Source organism: Streptococcus sp. HMSC066E07 (assembly GCF_001814695.1).
Lineage (GTDB): Bacteria > Bacillota > Bacilli > Lactobacillales > Streptococcaceae > Streptococcus > Streptococcus hominis.
Window position 1 is genome coordinate 72,507 of the sequence record NZ_KV817412.1, and the last position, 15,286, is coordinate 87,792.

12 protein-coding genes and 1 pseudogene are annotated in these 15,286 nt (G+C 36.4%); all 13 read right to left on the reverse strand.

The annotated features are described in order from the left end of the window. Positions 1–19: 19 nt before the first annotated feature. The 13 genes and pseudogenes from HMPREF2984_RS00805 to HMPREF2984_RS00860 all read right to left on the reverse strand — a co-directional run bounded on the left by HMPREF2984_RS00805 (position 20) and on the right by HMPREF2984_RS00860 (position 15,264). Positions 20–886, reverse strand: a complete 867-nt coding sequence (locus HMPREF2984_RS00805) for a phosphate ABC transporter substrate-binding protein PstS family protein (protein ID WP_003029312.1) — start codon at positions 884–886, stop codon at positions 20–22. A 105-nt stretch (positions 887–991) separates the two neighbouring features. Then, a complete protein-coding gene (locus HMPREF2984_RS00810; RefSeq protein WP_049533746.1) occupies positions 992–2,296 on the reverse strand; it encodes an RsmF rRNA methyltransferase first C-terminal domain-containing protein in 1,305 nt (434 codons plus the stop codon). Next, a complete protein-coding gene (locus HMPREF2984_RS00815; protein WP_059220810.1) occupies positions 2,297–3,070 on the reverse strand; it encodes an inositol monophosphatase family protein in 774 nt (257 codons plus the stop codon). Next, a complete protein-coding gene (locus tag HMPREF2984_RS00820; protein ID WP_003029307.1) occupies positions 3,054–3,338 on the reverse strand; it encodes a UPF0223 family protein in 285 nt (94 codons plus the stop codon). The genes HMPREF2984_RS00815 and HMPREF2984_RS00820 overlap by 17 nt, the downstream gene beginning before the upstream one ends. 1 nt (position 3,339) lies before the next feature. Beyond that, a complete protein-coding gene (locus HMPREF2984_RS00825; protein WP_003042028.1) occupies positions 3,340–3,741 on the reverse strand; it encodes a Spx/MgsR family RNA polymerase-binding regulatory protein in 402 nt (133 codons plus the stop codon). 121 nt (positions 3,742–3,862) lie between these two features. Beyond that, positions 3,863–4,795, reverse strand: coding sequence for a bifunctional riboflavin kinase/FAD synthetase (locus HMPREF2984_RS00830; protein ID WP_049533855.1), 933 nt, complete (start codon positions 4,793–4,795; stop codon positions 3,863–3,865). A 25-nt stretch (positions 4,796–4,820) separates the two neighbouring features. Then, positions 4,821–5,699, reverse strand: a complete 879-nt coding sequence (gene truB, locus HMPREF2984_RS00835) for a tRNA pseudouridine(55) synthase TruB (protein WP_003042441.1) — start codon at positions 5,697–5,699, stop codon at positions 4,821–4,823. A gap of 56 nt (positions 5,700–5,755) precedes the next feature. Then, complete coding sequence (locus tag HMPREF2984_RS09790; protein WP_257362367.1) at positions 5,756–5,890, reverse strand: hypothetical protein; 135 nt, start codon at positions 5,888–5,890, stop codon at positions 5,756–5,758. Positions 5,891–6,005: 115 nt separating this feature from the next. Continuing rightward, positions 6,006–9,188, reverse strand: coding sequence for an SIR2 family protein (locus HMPREF2984_RS00840; RefSeq protein ID WP_003042869.1), 3,183 nt, complete (start codon positions 9,186–9,188; stop codon positions 6,006–6,008). Between the two features lie 13 nt (positions 9,189–9,201). Then, positions 9,202–10,473, reverse strand: a complete 1,272-nt coding sequence (locus tag HMPREF2984_RS00845; RefSeq protein WP_059220814.1) for a DUF2130 domain-containing protein — start codon at positions 10,471–10,473, stop codon at positions 9,202–9,204. A gap of 124 nt (positions 10,474–10,597) precedes the next feature. Continuing rightward, complete coding sequence (locus tag HMPREF2984_RS00850; protein WP_003043032.1) at positions 10,598–12,337, reverse strand: ABC transporter ATP-binding protein; 1,740 nt, start codon at positions 12,335–12,337, stop codon at positions 10,598–10,600. Next, positions 12,330–14,099: an ABC transporter ATP-binding protein gene (locus tag HMPREF2984_RS00855; RefSeq protein WP_049533736.1), complete on the reverse strand. Its 1,770-nt coding sequence runs from the start codon at positions 14,097–14,099 to the stop codon at positions 12,330–12,332. Before HMPREF2984_RS00855 ends, HMPREF2984_RS00850 begins: the two co-directional genes overlap by 8 nt. A 265-nt stretch (positions 14,100–14,364) precedes the next feature. Continuing rightward, positions 14,365–15,264 (reverse strand): annotated as a pseudogene (locus tag HMPREF2984_RS00860) (helix-turn-helix transcriptional regulator). Between the last annotated feature and the right edge of the window lie 22 nt (positions 15,265–15,286).

A 15,286-nucleotide genomic window follows, 5' to 3' on the forward strand; every position in this document is an offset into this window, starting at 1 on the left:
TATTCCTAAATTCTTTCTTTTACTTTGAGCTGATAGTTCCGTCAAGACTACGAGTAACCTTCATATCGTTAATCGGAATGTAGCCCATTTTACCAACAATATTATTTTGGACTTCTGCTGTCATCATATACTCTAGAAACTTTTTAGCTAATTTGTTAGGTTCTCCCTTAGTATACATATGCTCATAAGACCAAATAGGCCAGTTGTTCGTCGTCACATTCTTCTTCGTTGGCTTATAACCATTCAAGTTTAATCTTTTCACACTAGTATCAACATAAGAAAAAGCTAAATAAGAAATGGCACCTGGAGTTTGCGAAACAATCGTTTTGACCATTCCGTTAGAATCTTGCTCTTGCGCTTGCTTAGCTTCTTTGCCATTCATAATAACACTATCAAAAACTGCTCGACTACCAGAACCAACGGCACGGTTGATGATGGTAATTTCCAAATCTTGACCACCAACTTGCTTCCAATTGGTGTATTCTCCGGTAAAAATTTTACGTAGCTGCTCTGTGGTTAAGTTGTTTACTTTAATTCCTTTATTTGCAATAATCGCAGTACCCGCTACAGCAACTTGGTGATCCACCAAAGTTTTAGCCTTGATTCCGTCTTTTTCTTCTGCAAATAAATCGCTATTTCCAATATCTACTGCACCAGATTGGACTTGTGATAATCCTGTTCCCGATCCTCCACCTTGCACATTGACAATTTTTTTCGGATTTTCTTCGGTGTATTTGTCCACGACTGCTTCAACCAACGGTTGTAGAGCTGTTGAGCCAACTGCTGTTATCGCCTCACCGCGGTTAATCCAGGAAGAACAAGCTGAAAGACCGATGCTGCAAATCACGAGAGTGACTGCCCAAAGTATTTTTTTGTGTTTAATCACATGAAACTCCTTTTCAGATGTGAAAGCATTTTCATTCTAAGATTTCCCTAATCTTTTCACATCTAATCTCACTATAACATATCTTTAGATATTTGGAAAGATTCTTTATTGAAATCTCAGGCCTTTTGGAAAATAATTTTTCAGAATATTTCCAGTCACTTTTGCAAACCCTAAACCATTACCTTGGATAACAACTTGATACCAACCATTTGCAGGGTTCTGATTGAGATTGACTGTCTCCCCAGCAACGTACTTTTTAAACTGCTCTTCATCAATTTCAATTATGTGCTTTACTTCACTTGGTTTTAAAGCCAGTCCCAAAGCAAAACTCGGTTCAAATCGTTTTTTCTTAAAAACACCTAGGTGCAAGCCATTTCTGGCAATTTTGAGTTTCGATAGATCTGGAAGACCTAGTGGCAATAGATATAAATGATCTCCAAAAGTCTGTAAATCGCCATTTAACTCTAAAGCCAAATGTTGTTTTTGAAATTCCTGCCACAACGTCTTCTGCTCCGATGTCAGATTGCTCTTTTTGGCTTTTATTTTTTTAGCTGACTGCTCACCATAAAAACGAAATTTTGCAACAAATTGTCCTTCACCCTTAAAACGATGAGGATACATGCGTGCAGTTTCCGAAAAGTGAATACCAGCCACCATACCATTGATTTTTGAAATTTCAACCAATTCAAGGGAATAGTTTTCTAACAGCCAGTCAACGATTTCCTCGTTTTCTTCTGGTGCCCAAGTGCAAGTAGAGTAAATCAGTTCACCACCAGTTGTCAACATTTTCAAAGTATCCGCTAGTATCTCACGTTGAAGCTGTGCACATTGAGCAGGATAAGTCTCGCTCCAATACTCCGTTGCTTCTGGCTGCTTTCTAAACATTCCTTCACCAGAACATGGTGCATCTAAGACAATCATATCAAAATAGCCCTGAAAGATCTGGCTTAATCTGCCAGCTGACTCATTCGTCACCACAATATTTCTCGCTCCAAAACGCTCAATATTTTCTACTAACACTTTAGAACGTTTTGGATTGATTTCATTGGAAACAAGAATACCTGTATTATTCAAGTATGACAATAGGTGAGTGGATTTTCCACCCGGCGCTGCTGCCAAATCAAGTACTTTCATATTCTGTTGTGGTGCTGCAGCCTGGGCAACCATTTGTGCAGCAGGTTCTTGTGAATAGACTAATCCTGTGATATGCTCTATTGATTTTCCAGAAACTTTGCCATAATGACCCCAGTTCGTATCAGGAATAGGTTTTGGAAAAGTTTTTTGCTGCTCTTTTAATGGATTGACTCGGAAAGCGGAAACTGGCTCCTCATCGAAAGTTAGAAAAAAAGAGGGAGCCTCCTCTCCCAAAAGATTGTAGTATTTTTCTTTAAACCCTTTTGGAAAATGCATCTAATCCTCTCGCTTTCGATATATGTATGTTTTAATTTCGTCCAATTTCATCATTGGAATCATCATAATCCCCTGATGACTTTCAAAATCAGGCTGCTTACCATCAAATGTCACTGTCGTATATCCTAATTTATCTCCCATAATGGAAGCAGCAGCATAATCCCAAGGCCAAATATAGGAAATATAGGTCAACAGTTGACCTGACAAAACCTTACTAAAGCTGATTGCAGCACTTCCATACACTCGAACTCCTAAAGTTTCTTTCGCCAAATCAGCAATTCCCCAATCATTGCGCTCAAAAATCCCAGCATTTGAAGCTATTAAAAATTGATTTAAAGGGCGATCTTGGTAAGGTGGCAATTTCTGCTCATTGCAATAGACATCAAATTGCCCACCACCGTGGTACAACTTATCTCCTATCACATCATAAATAATACCAAATTGACCAATGCCATTTTCAAAATAAGCCAGAACAACAGCAAAATCTGCTTTTTGTGCCACAAAATTATTCGTGCCGTCAATAGGATCAATGACCCAAACATTGCCATCTGAAATAGAATGTCGTAAACCATTCTCCTCAGCTAAAATGTGATCCGCAGGATAAGCTTCTAAAATCCAGGTTACTAAATTATCTTGAACTTCTTTGTCCATTTGAGTTACTAAATCAGTCGGACTGGACTTAGTCTCAATTTGCAACTGATCATTCAAATGCTCTTTGATATAAGAAGCCGCATTCAGTACAATTTGTTTGGCAAAATTAAATTTCTTTTCCAAGAGAAAACATTCCTTTCTCCTTTTGTTTTGCAGCTTGAACAGCTCGATATAAGGAATAGCCACTTGCTATTTCAAATTCACGTCCAATCCGCTTTTCTTCAGCTTTGCTTGGAACAATTTTTTTGAAGAGTTTGTAAGATGATAGTATTTCTTCTGCTGTTATTTTTTCTTCATAAGCCTGCTCAACATCATTCAAAAAAGAAAGCACTGAAGCAAGCTCTTCAGTGCTCCACGATATGTCTAGTGGGTAACGATAGTTTTTATTCATATTATTCAATCTCAGCTCTTAAAGTTGCATCGCGCAATTCCTGTTTTCGATATCCGCGAGGCAAAAACGCACGGATTTCATCTTCGTTAAATCCAATTTGCATTCGCTTGTCTTCCAGAATAATCGGGCGACGCAAAAGGCTTGGATTTTCCTCAATTAAACGAAGCAATTCAGAAATTGATAAATTTTCAACATCCAAATTTAATTTTTGAAAAATTTTTGAACGAGTTGAAATAATGTCGTCTGTTCCATTCTCCGTCAGAGAAAGAATATGTTGTAATTCGGGTGCAGATAAAGGGCTCGTCATGATATTGTGCTCCTCAAAAGGAACTTCATGATTGGATAGCCATGCACGCGCCTTGCGACAACTTGTACAACTCGGTGATAAAAATAGTGTAACCATGCATTTCTCTTCTTATTATTTGTAACTGTTATCATTATACTAAATTTTATGTAAGATTACTAGGTATTTTTACAAATTTTCTCCTATTTTTTTAGGAAAAATAAGAAGCTTACTACATGATTTAGTGGTTTGCGTTTTTAGGTGTCCAATATCTTGCGATTTCCTCATCAGCCTGCAGTTGTTTGACTAGTTTGTCCACATTATCGAATTTTACCATATCTCGGATTTTATCCAACCAAAAAATACGAATAGTATCACCGTAAATATCTTGTGAAAAATCAAAAATATTAGCTTCAAAACGAAGTTCATCTCCTTCAAAAGTGACATTTTTGCCGACGCTAGCCATCCCGCGATACATCTTTCCATCGTGTTCTACATCAACCACATAGACACCATCGGCTGGTAAAATAACCCGATCTAGCGGAGCAAGATTTGCTGTTGGATAGCCAATCGTTCGCCCTCTTGCATTGCCATGAACGACAATTCCTCTAGTGGATAACGAATAGCCTAACAATTGATTGCTTTCTGCTACATTTCCTGCTAGTACTGTTTCTCGAATGCGAGTTGAACTAACTTTTTCTCCATTGAAATTTACAGAAGGAACTACGATAACTTGTCCGTCAAATAGTTTCTCCAAATCTTCTGCATTGCCTCGATCTGAACCAAAATGGTAATCAAATCCCGCAATGACTGCTTCTGCTTTCAAACGTGAGATGTATTTTGTAAAAAATTGTTCAGCCGTATTACGAGCAAACTGGCTGGTGAAATCAATCAAATAAAGGTAGTCTACACCAAGATTTTCCATTTGCTGCAAGCGATCTTCTGGACTAGTCAAATGAAGCATTAAAGAAGGCTGGTAGCGTACAAAGGCCAATTTGGGAGATTCTGGAAATGTCAGCACTGCAATCTTCAAATGCTTTTCTGCTGCCATTTTTCTCGCTTCAGCAAACAAAGCTTGATGTCCTTTATGTAACCCGTCAAAATACCCTAGCACTAATACTGTGTGTTCAATTTGCTGAATGTCTTTTTCATTTTTTATTCTAATCGTTTTCATCACTTAACTATTTTATCACAAAATTTTAAAGAAATACTTTTCTAGGTTTATATTCTTTGTCGCGCTTTTCTAAAATGGCTTGTAATTTCCCTTGATAAAAGCCAGCCACCTGTTCTGCCTTGGTATCTATATGAATAAAGCGTCCAAATCGCACTTCTTCAACCTGCTCTTCCGTAAGGTTTACCTTAGGTAAATCTCCTATGCCAAATTCAATGGGCTGCAAAAATGAAAAGTCGCCTTTGTTCACCTTCTCGTCAATTTCTACTAAAGTCAAAGCTTCTTTCAAATCCATGCCAGCCGCAGCAGTGCGAGTTAGTTTAGACATGTGGGAAGCATAATTCAACTTCGCTCCTAAATCAACTGCCAATGTTCGCACATAGGTTCCCTTGCTGCATTTAACTCGAAAAGGAAAACGTGCCAAGTCACTTTCATAGACAATAGCTCCTGTCCGCTCAAAGTTGTAAATTATCACCTGACGCTTTGGTCGCTCTACTACCTCCCCAGCTCGAGCATACTCATAGAGTTTTCGTCCATTGACCTTGACAGCCGAGTACATAGGGGGCACTTGGGTCTGTTCTCCAACCATACTGGCAATGACTTGATCCACTAATTTTTCATCCAACATTTCCGTCACAGGACTGAAAGCCACCTGTTCTCCACTGGCATCCTCTGTCGTTGTCGAAAAACCTAAAGTAACTTCTCCCTCATAGATTTTGCCTTCATCCTGCATAAATTCTACTAATCGCGTTGCCTTTCCGACTGCAATGGGCAAGACACCCACCACATCTGGGTCCAAAGTACCACCATGACCGATTTTTTTAGTTCCTAAAATTTTACGCAGTTTAAAAACCGCATCATGCGAGGTCATTCCAGCTTCTTTTTTTAAATTGATAATTCCGTTCATTGATTCCTTATTCTGCTAAAAATTCTATTAGTAGTTGATTAAATTCCTTGTTTTTTTCAGCACCACAAGAGCCATAATGAAGCTGTATCTAAACATCTAGTCAGACTTGAAGCAGTCGTCGGATAGCCTAAATCTTCATAGAGGGGGAGCAAGGCTTCTATGTCTTTCAAGGTTACTTGTCGTATCTGCATAGTTTCTTTCCTCCTAGTCGTTCTTCAACGCCTCAAACTTAGCTTTCATGGTTGGATTTTTGCGGGTCAGTTTTCTCTTAAATACACCAAGTATTTTTTGGTTTCAAAGATATACTCATGAGTTCAAATTGTTAATTATTTTTTGAATTTCTTCAATTTCAAGAGGTGTACAATTTTTTTGTTCTCTAATATTTTGTAATACATTCATTCTTTCTTTTGAAGACAATAAAGGGAATATGCCTTTTATCGTTTCTAAATAATATAAATCATTCTCTAACTTATTATTCTCTAATAGCAACAAAAAATAACTTTTTATCAGAGGGAAATCTCCCATGTCTTCTTGATTCAACTTATATTTTATTCTATGCAAAGACAGTTTAAATTTATAGCTTGATACAAAATTTTTGAATTCCATAATAAACTGAATTAATCTATCTTTATTAACGTTATCTCGGTACAACAAATTAGAAATTGTTTCTAAATAGTTTACTGTTGAATCATGTCTAAATAATTCTTGTAACCACTGTTTATAATATTTAAATTCATATTTCTCCATAAAGATAGTGTTGATCATAATGCCATAATTATTCTTTGATAATTCAAGATGCTCTTTGATTGGGTCGATGCACTCCAAAGCAATCATATAGACTTTATTTAGAATTTGATTATCTTCAATTTTTTCTTTTAGAAGTTTTTTAATAACATCTGTAAAAATTTCAGCAGCTTCTGAGGTCACTGTGGAATGATAATATGCATACCCTAAAAAAGTATGGTATGTTACATCAATTTCTTTAACGTCGTACTCACTGATAAGGACGCCTTGTGCAATTTCTTTATAACTTGAATCTTCAAGCTCATCGACTTTCTGAATAATTTTAGGACTATATTCTGAATGATTAACAATTAGGGATACCAAACATTGCAAGTATGATCCCAGTTCACTATTTATAAAATGAAGCATATCTAGATGCCCGCTATCATCTCTCAAAGTTGATAGTTTATTTGGGTCAACAGTAAGTAATTTTTTAAAAATCGTTTTTTCATTATTTTTCTGAGTTACAAAGTAATTAAAGAATTTTTCATCATTACTATTAAACGATTCTTTTTCAAATCGTTCTAAACATTCTCTTTTGATTGCATTTCTTAGCTCATTCGAGATTTCCGGTGAAATAGCAATCTCTACATAAAGCCGCTTATACTTTATATACAAATCTTCAACATGATTTTCCAACAATTTAGAAATTTTTTCAGATAATTCATTTGAAGCTTTTAAGATACTCATTAAGAAGTTTTCAGTTTCAAAAACAGTTTCTTCTTCTAAGAATGACGCACGTCTTTCTCTATCCGTTGTATTTACTAAAATATCTAACAATTTAGGTTCATCATACTCTGCAATGTCTTCTTGAGTTAAAAATGAAAACTGTGAAACAAAGCCTCCTTCCATTGGGGATATCATGTTTCGATAAAGCTTTTCTGGCATTTCTATATTTTTAGACTCAATAATACTTCTGCGTTTCTCAACAAATGTATTTAATTCTTCTCCAAAGTGAATGTCAGAAAAATTAATAGAATCTATTAATTTATTTACTAAATCTAGGTTCAAATCAGTCTCGTAATCAATTCGAACTAATATTTTTTGAACCAACCGATTCTTTAACAGTTCCTCAGAAACACTTTCTATAAAATCTTTTCCTTCAATCAGCAATCTCCTAGATTTCAAAAGGTCATAAAATAACTTAATATTATTACCTTCTTTTAAAAGTTCAGTTATTGAATAATAGTTAAAATGCTGAGAAGAACTTAGTATTTGATTCAATTTTTTAACACAATCTGAATTTAAATTAACTTCTATTTCCTGATCATCTTCTGTATATAAATAGACATCGCTATATTCAAAAGTATTTACAAACCAGTAACCTAGTAGTGTCCTATCTTGATTGAAACTAGAATTAATAACATCTCTATCTCTTGCTAAAATTTTTCTGAGTTCATTTACTTCTTCATTGGAAAATATTTTTTGTTCTATCACCTGAAGATAGACCTCGTACATATCATCCATGAAATATCTTTGATTTCCTTGGATAAGGATGCCATAAATTGTTTTCCATTCATTAGCAGTTAGCTTTTCGGTGCTTTTAGCAATAAATTTCCAAAATACTGGAAATGAATTAGTTTTGATTTTCTTCAGCGTTTCTCCTTGGAGAATACCTTTTAATAATAAATTGTTTAGATCATTATTATTAATTTCAATAACTTTATTGATAAGAGAAAATAGATAATGAGAATCAGTAGAAATATTATCCAACGATTGATTGTATTTCTTTTGTTCTCTCGAAGGATTTAAAAGTTTATTCCACTCACTATGAAATTCATGCACTCCCAGTTCTTCATTTATATCTGAAACCAATTTCTCTATAAAAATCGGTAAATCCTCAAATTTATCTCCAAACCATATAATCTGAGTATGATTTTCAAAATTAAAAAATTCTTCAACAATGTTTTTATAGCGTTCATCAACTTTTGAATTGCCTGTATTTTCTGACTTCATTAATGCATAATTTTTACTCCCCTCATGAAGCAATGATAAGATTTCATCCTCTTCAAGTCCAGCACCAATAAATAGTACAGTTGGTTTTGTATTTTTAAACCATTTTACTAAACTATCAAAGTTTTCCCTAGCCTTCAAATATGTTTTTGAATAATCTGCTGACGAACTAACAAAGTAGTCTACATCACAATCAGGAGTACCATGAATGTGCAGAACGTCTCCAAATTGTAACTTACCATTTTTCTTATACTGAAATTCGTTTAAATCATTGATTGTTACTACAGTATTCTTTAAACGTTTAGTATGATTTTCAATTTCATAATCATAATTTGAAGTTATAAATATTGCATCTAAACTTGCTAAAGATTCTAATATTGGATTAACCATTGAATAAGGAAGCAGATTTTTGAAATATCCTCTTTCAAAATCTAATCGCCTTTTTTCAAAATCTTCACCAAAAACTTTTTTTAATTCATAGTTAACTAGATCAACTTTGCGTTTATTGCTAATATCAGATTTACTAATTAAATCAAAAATCAAATGATGCTCTCTACCAAGATTTTTCTCGCTACTTTCAGCCAAAATCTGCCCTTGCCAGTATTTAATAAGATGTTCAATATAATTATTCCAGTTCGGATACCCTTGAGAAATAGAGACTCCTGCGCCAACAAAAATAACTAATTTTTGTTGTCTTATTGCTTCACCTAAATCTTTTACCAATTTTTTATATTCAGTATCATTATCTTTCATAATTTTTATAAATCTACTCCTTCAAAGCTTCAAATTTAGCTTTCATGGTTGGATTTTTACGGGTTAATTTTTTGACAGACACGTCATCAAGTTTGTTGTTGGCCAAGCGCAGTTGATTATCTGATGTCTGAAGCGCCTGTTTAACTGCTTCCATTCGCTTAATAGCTTTGTCAATCTCTTCGATTGCCTTATTGAAATTCTTAGAAGCTGAGTTGTAATTCTTCGCAAACGCTACTTTAAAGGTTTCTAAATCATCCTCAAAGTGAGTAATGTCAATATTTTGCTCCCGAACCAGAGCCAACTCCTGCTTGTATTTAAGAGAATTGAGCGCTGCATTGCGTAAAAGTCCAATGAGCTGGATAAAAAATTGAGGACGAACCACATACATTTTTTCATACTCATGGCTAACATCAACAATGCCAGTGTTGAAATAGTCATTGTCTGCTTCCAGCATACTCACCAAAACAGCATACTCACATTTCTTTTCCCTGCGGTCCTTGTCCAATTCTTTGTAAAAATCAGCGTTTTTATGCTTTTTCTCAGTACCATCTGCTTCATTTTTCATCTCAAACATAATAGAAATGATTTCTACTCCGTTTTCATCTTCCTCACGAAAAATGAAATCCCCTTTGGAGCCTCGTGCAGAAACCTGATTATCTTTCTCAAAGTAAGCATTTGGAAAGGCAAAACTGCGAACCTTGTTAAATTCGCTTTCAGCGTAATGCTCTAAACTCTCTCCAATCGCTTTAGTAGATTGTTGTGCTTTAAAGTTCTTGTAAAATTCTACTTGTTCATTGGCCGCCTTTAGCTGAGCTTCGTAATTTTGTTTAACAGATGCAAGGGATAATTCATTTTCTTTCTCTTGCAATAAAAGCTGATTTTGGATTTGGTCGCGTTCTTTTTCAATATTTGTCAACGAAGCTTGCAGCTCATTTTGGTGTTCCAGCTTCATACGATCCAGTTGCGACCGCAAGCCCAGCAACTCCTTGTCTTTATTGATGAGTTTTTCAGACAGAGCCTGCTCCGTATCCTTTTTTATCAGCTCCTTTTGTGATTCAAAATTGGAAATAGTCGCCTTGAGTTCCTGGATTTCAGACTCTTTCTGACTTAAGACCTGCTGTTGCTCATTCTGTGCCTTTTGTTTTTCCAGAGCTAACGCCTGCTCAATCCGAGCATGAATCTCCTTGTCAAACTCTGCAGTTCGAACCTGCGACAAAAGCTCACTGTACTGGCTATCATTAACTGTAAAAACTTCCCCGCAGTTGGGGCATTTGATTTCGTTCATGGATACCTCTTCATTGATTGTTCTCTATAACATCTTATTATACCATTTCTTATGGTTATTTTAAATTAACAGCTTAAATATAAAAAGACCGTTGCACATGAACAACAATCTTTTTGTTTGTAAATTAAGCCTGTATCCGCCAGCTGGCAGCACTGCGTCTTTCCTGAATAAATCGGCTATATAAACCTCGTTTGGCAAGCAATTCTTGGTGCTTGCCTTGCTCAACTATACGACCTTGATTAAGAACAATAATTTGATCGGCATGCTCTACTGTTTTTAGCCGATGAGCAATCATAATAATGGTTTTATTCTTTGTTAAAGAATGAATGGCTTGCATAAGCGCTTCTTCATTTTCTGGGTCGACATTAGCAGTTGCTTCGTCCAAAATAATAATTGGAGCGTCCTTGATAATGGCACGAGCAATGGAAATCCGCTGCCGTTCTCCACCAGAGAGACTGGCTCCGCCTTCACCAATCTTGGTCTGATAACCCTCTGGCAAAGACAGGATAAAGTCATGACAAGCAGCTTTTTTCGCAGCAGCTACAACTTCTTCATGACTGGCATCTGGTTTTCCAAATTTAATGTTATTTTCAATGGTATCTTCAAACAGATAAACCGTTTGAAAAACAAAGCTGAAATTACGAATAAGGCTGTCATAGCTGTATTCTTTTACATCATGACCATCTAAGCTGATGCTGCCACTCTCTACATCCCAGAAACGGGCAATGAGATTGCAAAGAGTTGTCTTTCCAGAACCAGAAGGCCCTACCAGAGCTGTCGTTGTCTTTTCTGGAATATCCAACGATACATCATCAATAATTTTCTTACTTTCATAGGAGAAACTGACATGATCCAGCTTGATATTGCTGGTTTTTGGCTGCAAATCTTTTCCGCTAATATCCATTGGTTTAATGGACAAAACTTTATTGACCATATCAACCGATAAATCAACAATGCGAAGAAGAGAAGAAAAACTACCAACTCCGTCCAGACTTTCGTAAATCATAAAAGCACTGATGAGCATCATGATACAAATCAAAAGACTCATACTTCCTTGCAGGTAAAAGTAAATGGAGAACAGCCCCATAATCGTTCCAGTCAGCTTGGTAATCATCCCTTGCAGAGCGATATAAGGCGAGGTAACCCAAGTCAGCTTTGTATCTAAATGCCTTTTATTCTCAATAGCACGCGATAGTTTTTTAGCCGATGATTGAACAATATTATAGTTCTTTACTTCCGCTATCCCTTGACTGTATTCTAGCACAACTGCTACCAAATCTGTATCAGCTTGTTGTTTAGCTTCTGACACATTTCCAGCTTGCCAACGCATCAATCCATTTGGCAAGAGAAACAGTATCAATCCTACCAACAAGATTAAACCAATTCTCCAATCGTAGATAAATACAAAAACCGTAATAGTTCCTGCTGTTAGGAATCCTTCCAGCGTCATCATAACAACTCGAGTAGCAACATCTGCTAGACTTTCAAGCGTATTGGTTGTGACGCTGGTGATTTGTCCCAGACTATTTTGATTGAAATACCCCATTGGCAGGTAGCGCATGTGTTCAGCAATTTCAATCCGCTTATGAGTACATGTATGATAGCCCGCTTCTGTCTGCAACATTGTAATTTTCAAGCTAATCAAAATGTTAAGAATAACAGACAAGAGCATAATTCCGAGAGAGAGCCATACAGTCTGCATAGAAACAGTATCATGAATGATAGCCATAACAACCAACCCAATAGCTGGAATCCGAAAAGCAACGATAAAGGCTTTTAGAAGCCCTAAACAAACAGAAGTGTAGAATTTCTTACGATCTTCTTCCGTACAAAAATCAAAGAATTTTTTCAATGTACTAAGCATCTGCCAATCCTCCTTCCGTCATTTTATCGCTATCTTTTACTGCTATATGAGCTTGCCACATAGAAGCATAAAGCGGACAAGTCTTCTGCAAATCTGCATGTTTTCCTTTTGCCTCAATACGTCCGTCATTAACTACGACAATCTGATCTGCACTTGCAATCGTTGAAAGACGGTGAGCAATGACCAAAAGCGTACGACCTTCTATCAAACGAGCTAAACTAGACTGAATAAGAGCTTCATTTTCAGGATCGGTATAAGCCGTTGCCTCATCCAAAATAATAACCGGTGCGTCTTTCAGCATAGCTCGTGCAATTGCAATCCGTTGCCGTTCTCCGCCAGATAAATGACCGCCGCCAGTACCAACGCGCGTTTCAAACCCATTTTCCAACTTCATAATGAAATCATAGCAGCCACACTTGCGAGCAATCTCTATCACGTCTTCGTCTGAAGCAGCAGAATTCCCCATACGAATATTTTCCATAATCGTTTCATCAAAAAGGTAATTATCCTGTGTGACATAGGCAATCTGACGACTGTAATAATCAAGAGGTAGGTTTCGAATGTCCACGCCACCAAAGGTAATACTACCAGAACTAACATCCCAGAAAGAAGCTAGAAGTTTAGCAATCGTAGATTTCCCTGAGCCAGAAGGACCGACAAGAGCAGTTACTGTATCAGGCTCAATCGTTAAGGAAATACTATGCAATACTTCTTCCTCATCTGAATAACCAAAGCTAACATCTGTCATTTGAAGTTCTGTTCCCTTTGGAATGTCCGTTAATTCTGTCGGACGAGGCAAATCAGGCTTTTCCAAAATAGCAATCACTTCACCAAAGATTGTCGCAATTTTCCGTAGATCATCCATATAGGAAGCCACTAAAATAAACGGCGTCAAAAGACTAAGAGACAGAATGATCAGTAAAATAAAGTTGCTAGCTGTTAGGCTACCTTGAAGGTAAAAGAGAGTTCCAAAAGGGAGTAAGAAAAGCAAGCCGGACGGTAAGAAAGCTGTAACAATGCCCATTTCAACTACGCACTTGCGCATCCATTCAATAAAGCAATCAGCTCCTTCTTTGACAGCCTTGACAAATTTATCGTAAGAAAATTTCTCTTTTCCAAAAACCTTGATGACTTCAATCCCATTGATGTATTCTACTGCTGTATCATTGAGCTTCTTCGTTTTCTCTACTGTATTTTCAAAATCACCTTCGCTCTTGCGTAGCATATTCCCATAAGCTAAGATAACAATCGGGATTGTCAGTAGCGAAAGCAAAGTTAGGCGCCAATCAATCACCAACATGGCAATTAAGATAATAAAGGGACCAAATAGCCCAGATGTAAACTCAGGAATTAAGTGCGCCAAGGTTACTTCTGTGGCATCCACTCGCTCAACAATGATATTTTTGTAAGTTCCAGAAGATTGACTTAAAACCGTTCCCAGAGGCAATTTGGCCAATTTCTCTGTCAAACGATAGCGCATTTCTGCTAAAATCTTAAAAGTTGCTGTGTGAGACAAGAGTGTCGAAATCCCGTGAAATCCCCAATGTGCTATCCATGCCAGTCCTATCCAAATGGACTGAAGGACATAAAAATTCCAATCTCGATTGCCTTGTAAAAGCTGATTGATGATATTACCCACAAAAAAATAAGGCAAAAATCCACACAAAACAGATAAAAAGGCAAAAACAAGACTAACAATAAAATAAAATTTGTGAAGAGAGACAAATTCCAGTATCCAAGATACAACCGACTTTTTCTTCATACAAATCCCTTCTTTCTCCTAAAAAACGAATAAAGAACCCTAGTCAAACAATTCATGATATGCTGACAATGCTGTCATTTAATTTATACTTATATTATAAATTCTGACAATTCTAATGTCAAACAAAAATAAAAAAGTGAGACAGAAATCAGTAGTTTCGTAGAAACCTGATTTCTATCCCACCTCCACACAGCTCGAAAGGTTTGGGGAACCTTTCGAGGTTGGAAATAAAGTCAAATGTAGCTTGAAAAAATAGACACTGCTATCAGTTTTTATATTTTTGTGCCATACGTTCAATCATTTCTGTTATTTGCTCACGAATCTTTGTTGGCTCCAGCACTTCCACATTGTCTCCAAAAGAAAGAATATAGCAGTACAGACTATAGTCATTCGGAATTTCTATCTCTGCGTACAAGTTTCCTTGCTCATCTTATTTGACTGGACAATCCAGTTCATCATATACTCTGAAAGCAGCTTTTTTATTAAATTTCAGCTTGACTCGTACGACCTCTTCTAATCGCGCTTCTTTTTCCAAGCTCACATTGTCAAAGTTATCTGCAAAATGTTGTGGTAAAAGCTTTAGCTCGCTTATGCGAGAAAGTTTAAAATAACGAAAATCATTTCGTACTAAGCAAAATGCATGAAGATACCATGATTATCCTTTAAAAAGCAGGCGAACTGGTTTTACTTGACGCTGGGTACACTCTTCTTTGTTGCTAACATACGAAAAGGAAATCACTTGCTTACTGATGATTGCATTTTTCAAATTCTGAAATAGCTCTTCATATTTCTTGCTATTGGACCAGCTGGTAAAATCTACTTCTATCCAGTTTGGTTGGTTCAATTTAAATAAAGCCGATAGTTTGGTCAAAAGCTCGTTTTCATGCAGAAGACCCGTAACCCCTAATCCTTGTAAAGCAACCAACAGTTGCTCTTTTTCTGATTGATTAAGCAAAGAACTATTTAGTACAAAATCCTCCGTCAGTCGAATGCCTCCATCTCTGCCTTGCATGGTGTAGATTGGAATGCCCGCACTGCTAAGTCGGTCAACATCTCGATAAATCGTTCTAACAGATACTTCAAATTGTTCTGCCAGCTCCTTCGCTGTAACATTATCTCTTTCTAAAAGAACATACACTATTCTAAATAATCTACTCTCTGTCATAGACCGTGCCTTTCCATGAACA

Coding starts and splice junctions, on each gene's coding strand:
- HMPREF2984_RS00810 (WP_049533746.1), bottom strand. CDS start 2,296: ATGCATTTTCCAAAAGGGTTTAAAGAAAAATACTACAATCTTTTGGGA.
- HMPREF2984_RS00820 (WP_003029307.1), bottom strand. CDS start 3,338: ATGAATAAAAACTATCGTTACCCACTAGACATATCGTGGAGCACTGAA.
- HMPREF2984_RS00825 (WP_003042028.1), bottom strand. CDS start 3,741: ATGGTTACACTATTTTTATCACCGAGTTGTACAAGTTGTCGCAAGGCG.
- HMPREF2984_RS00830 (WP_049533855.1), bottom strand. CDS start 4,795: ATGAAAACGATTAGAATAAAAAATGAAAAAGACATTCAGCAAATTGAA.
- truB (WP_003042441.1), bottom strand. CDS start 5,699: ATGAACGGAATTATCAATTTAAAAAAAGAAGCTGGAATGACCTCGCAT.
- HMPREF2984_RS09790 (WP_257362367.1), bottom strand. CDS start 5,890: ATGCAGATACGACAAGTAACCTTGAAAGACATAGAAGCCTTGCTCCCC.
- HMPREF2984_RS00840 (WP_003042869.1), bottom strand. CDS start 9,188: ATGAAAGATAATGATACTGAATATAAAAAATTGGTAAAAGATTTAGGT.
- HMPREF2984_RS00845 (WP_059220814.1), bottom strand. CDS start 10,473: ATGAACGAAATCAAATGCCCCAACTGCGGGGAAGTTTTTACAGTTAAT.
- HMPREF2984_RS00850 (WP_003043032.1), bottom strand. CDS start 12,337: ATGCTTAGTACATTGAAAAAATTCTTTGATTTTTGTACGGAAGAAGAT.
- HMPREF2984_RS00855 (WP_049533736.1), bottom strand. CDS start 14,099: ATGAAGAAAAAGTCGGTTGTATCTTGGATACTGGAATTTGTCTCTCTT.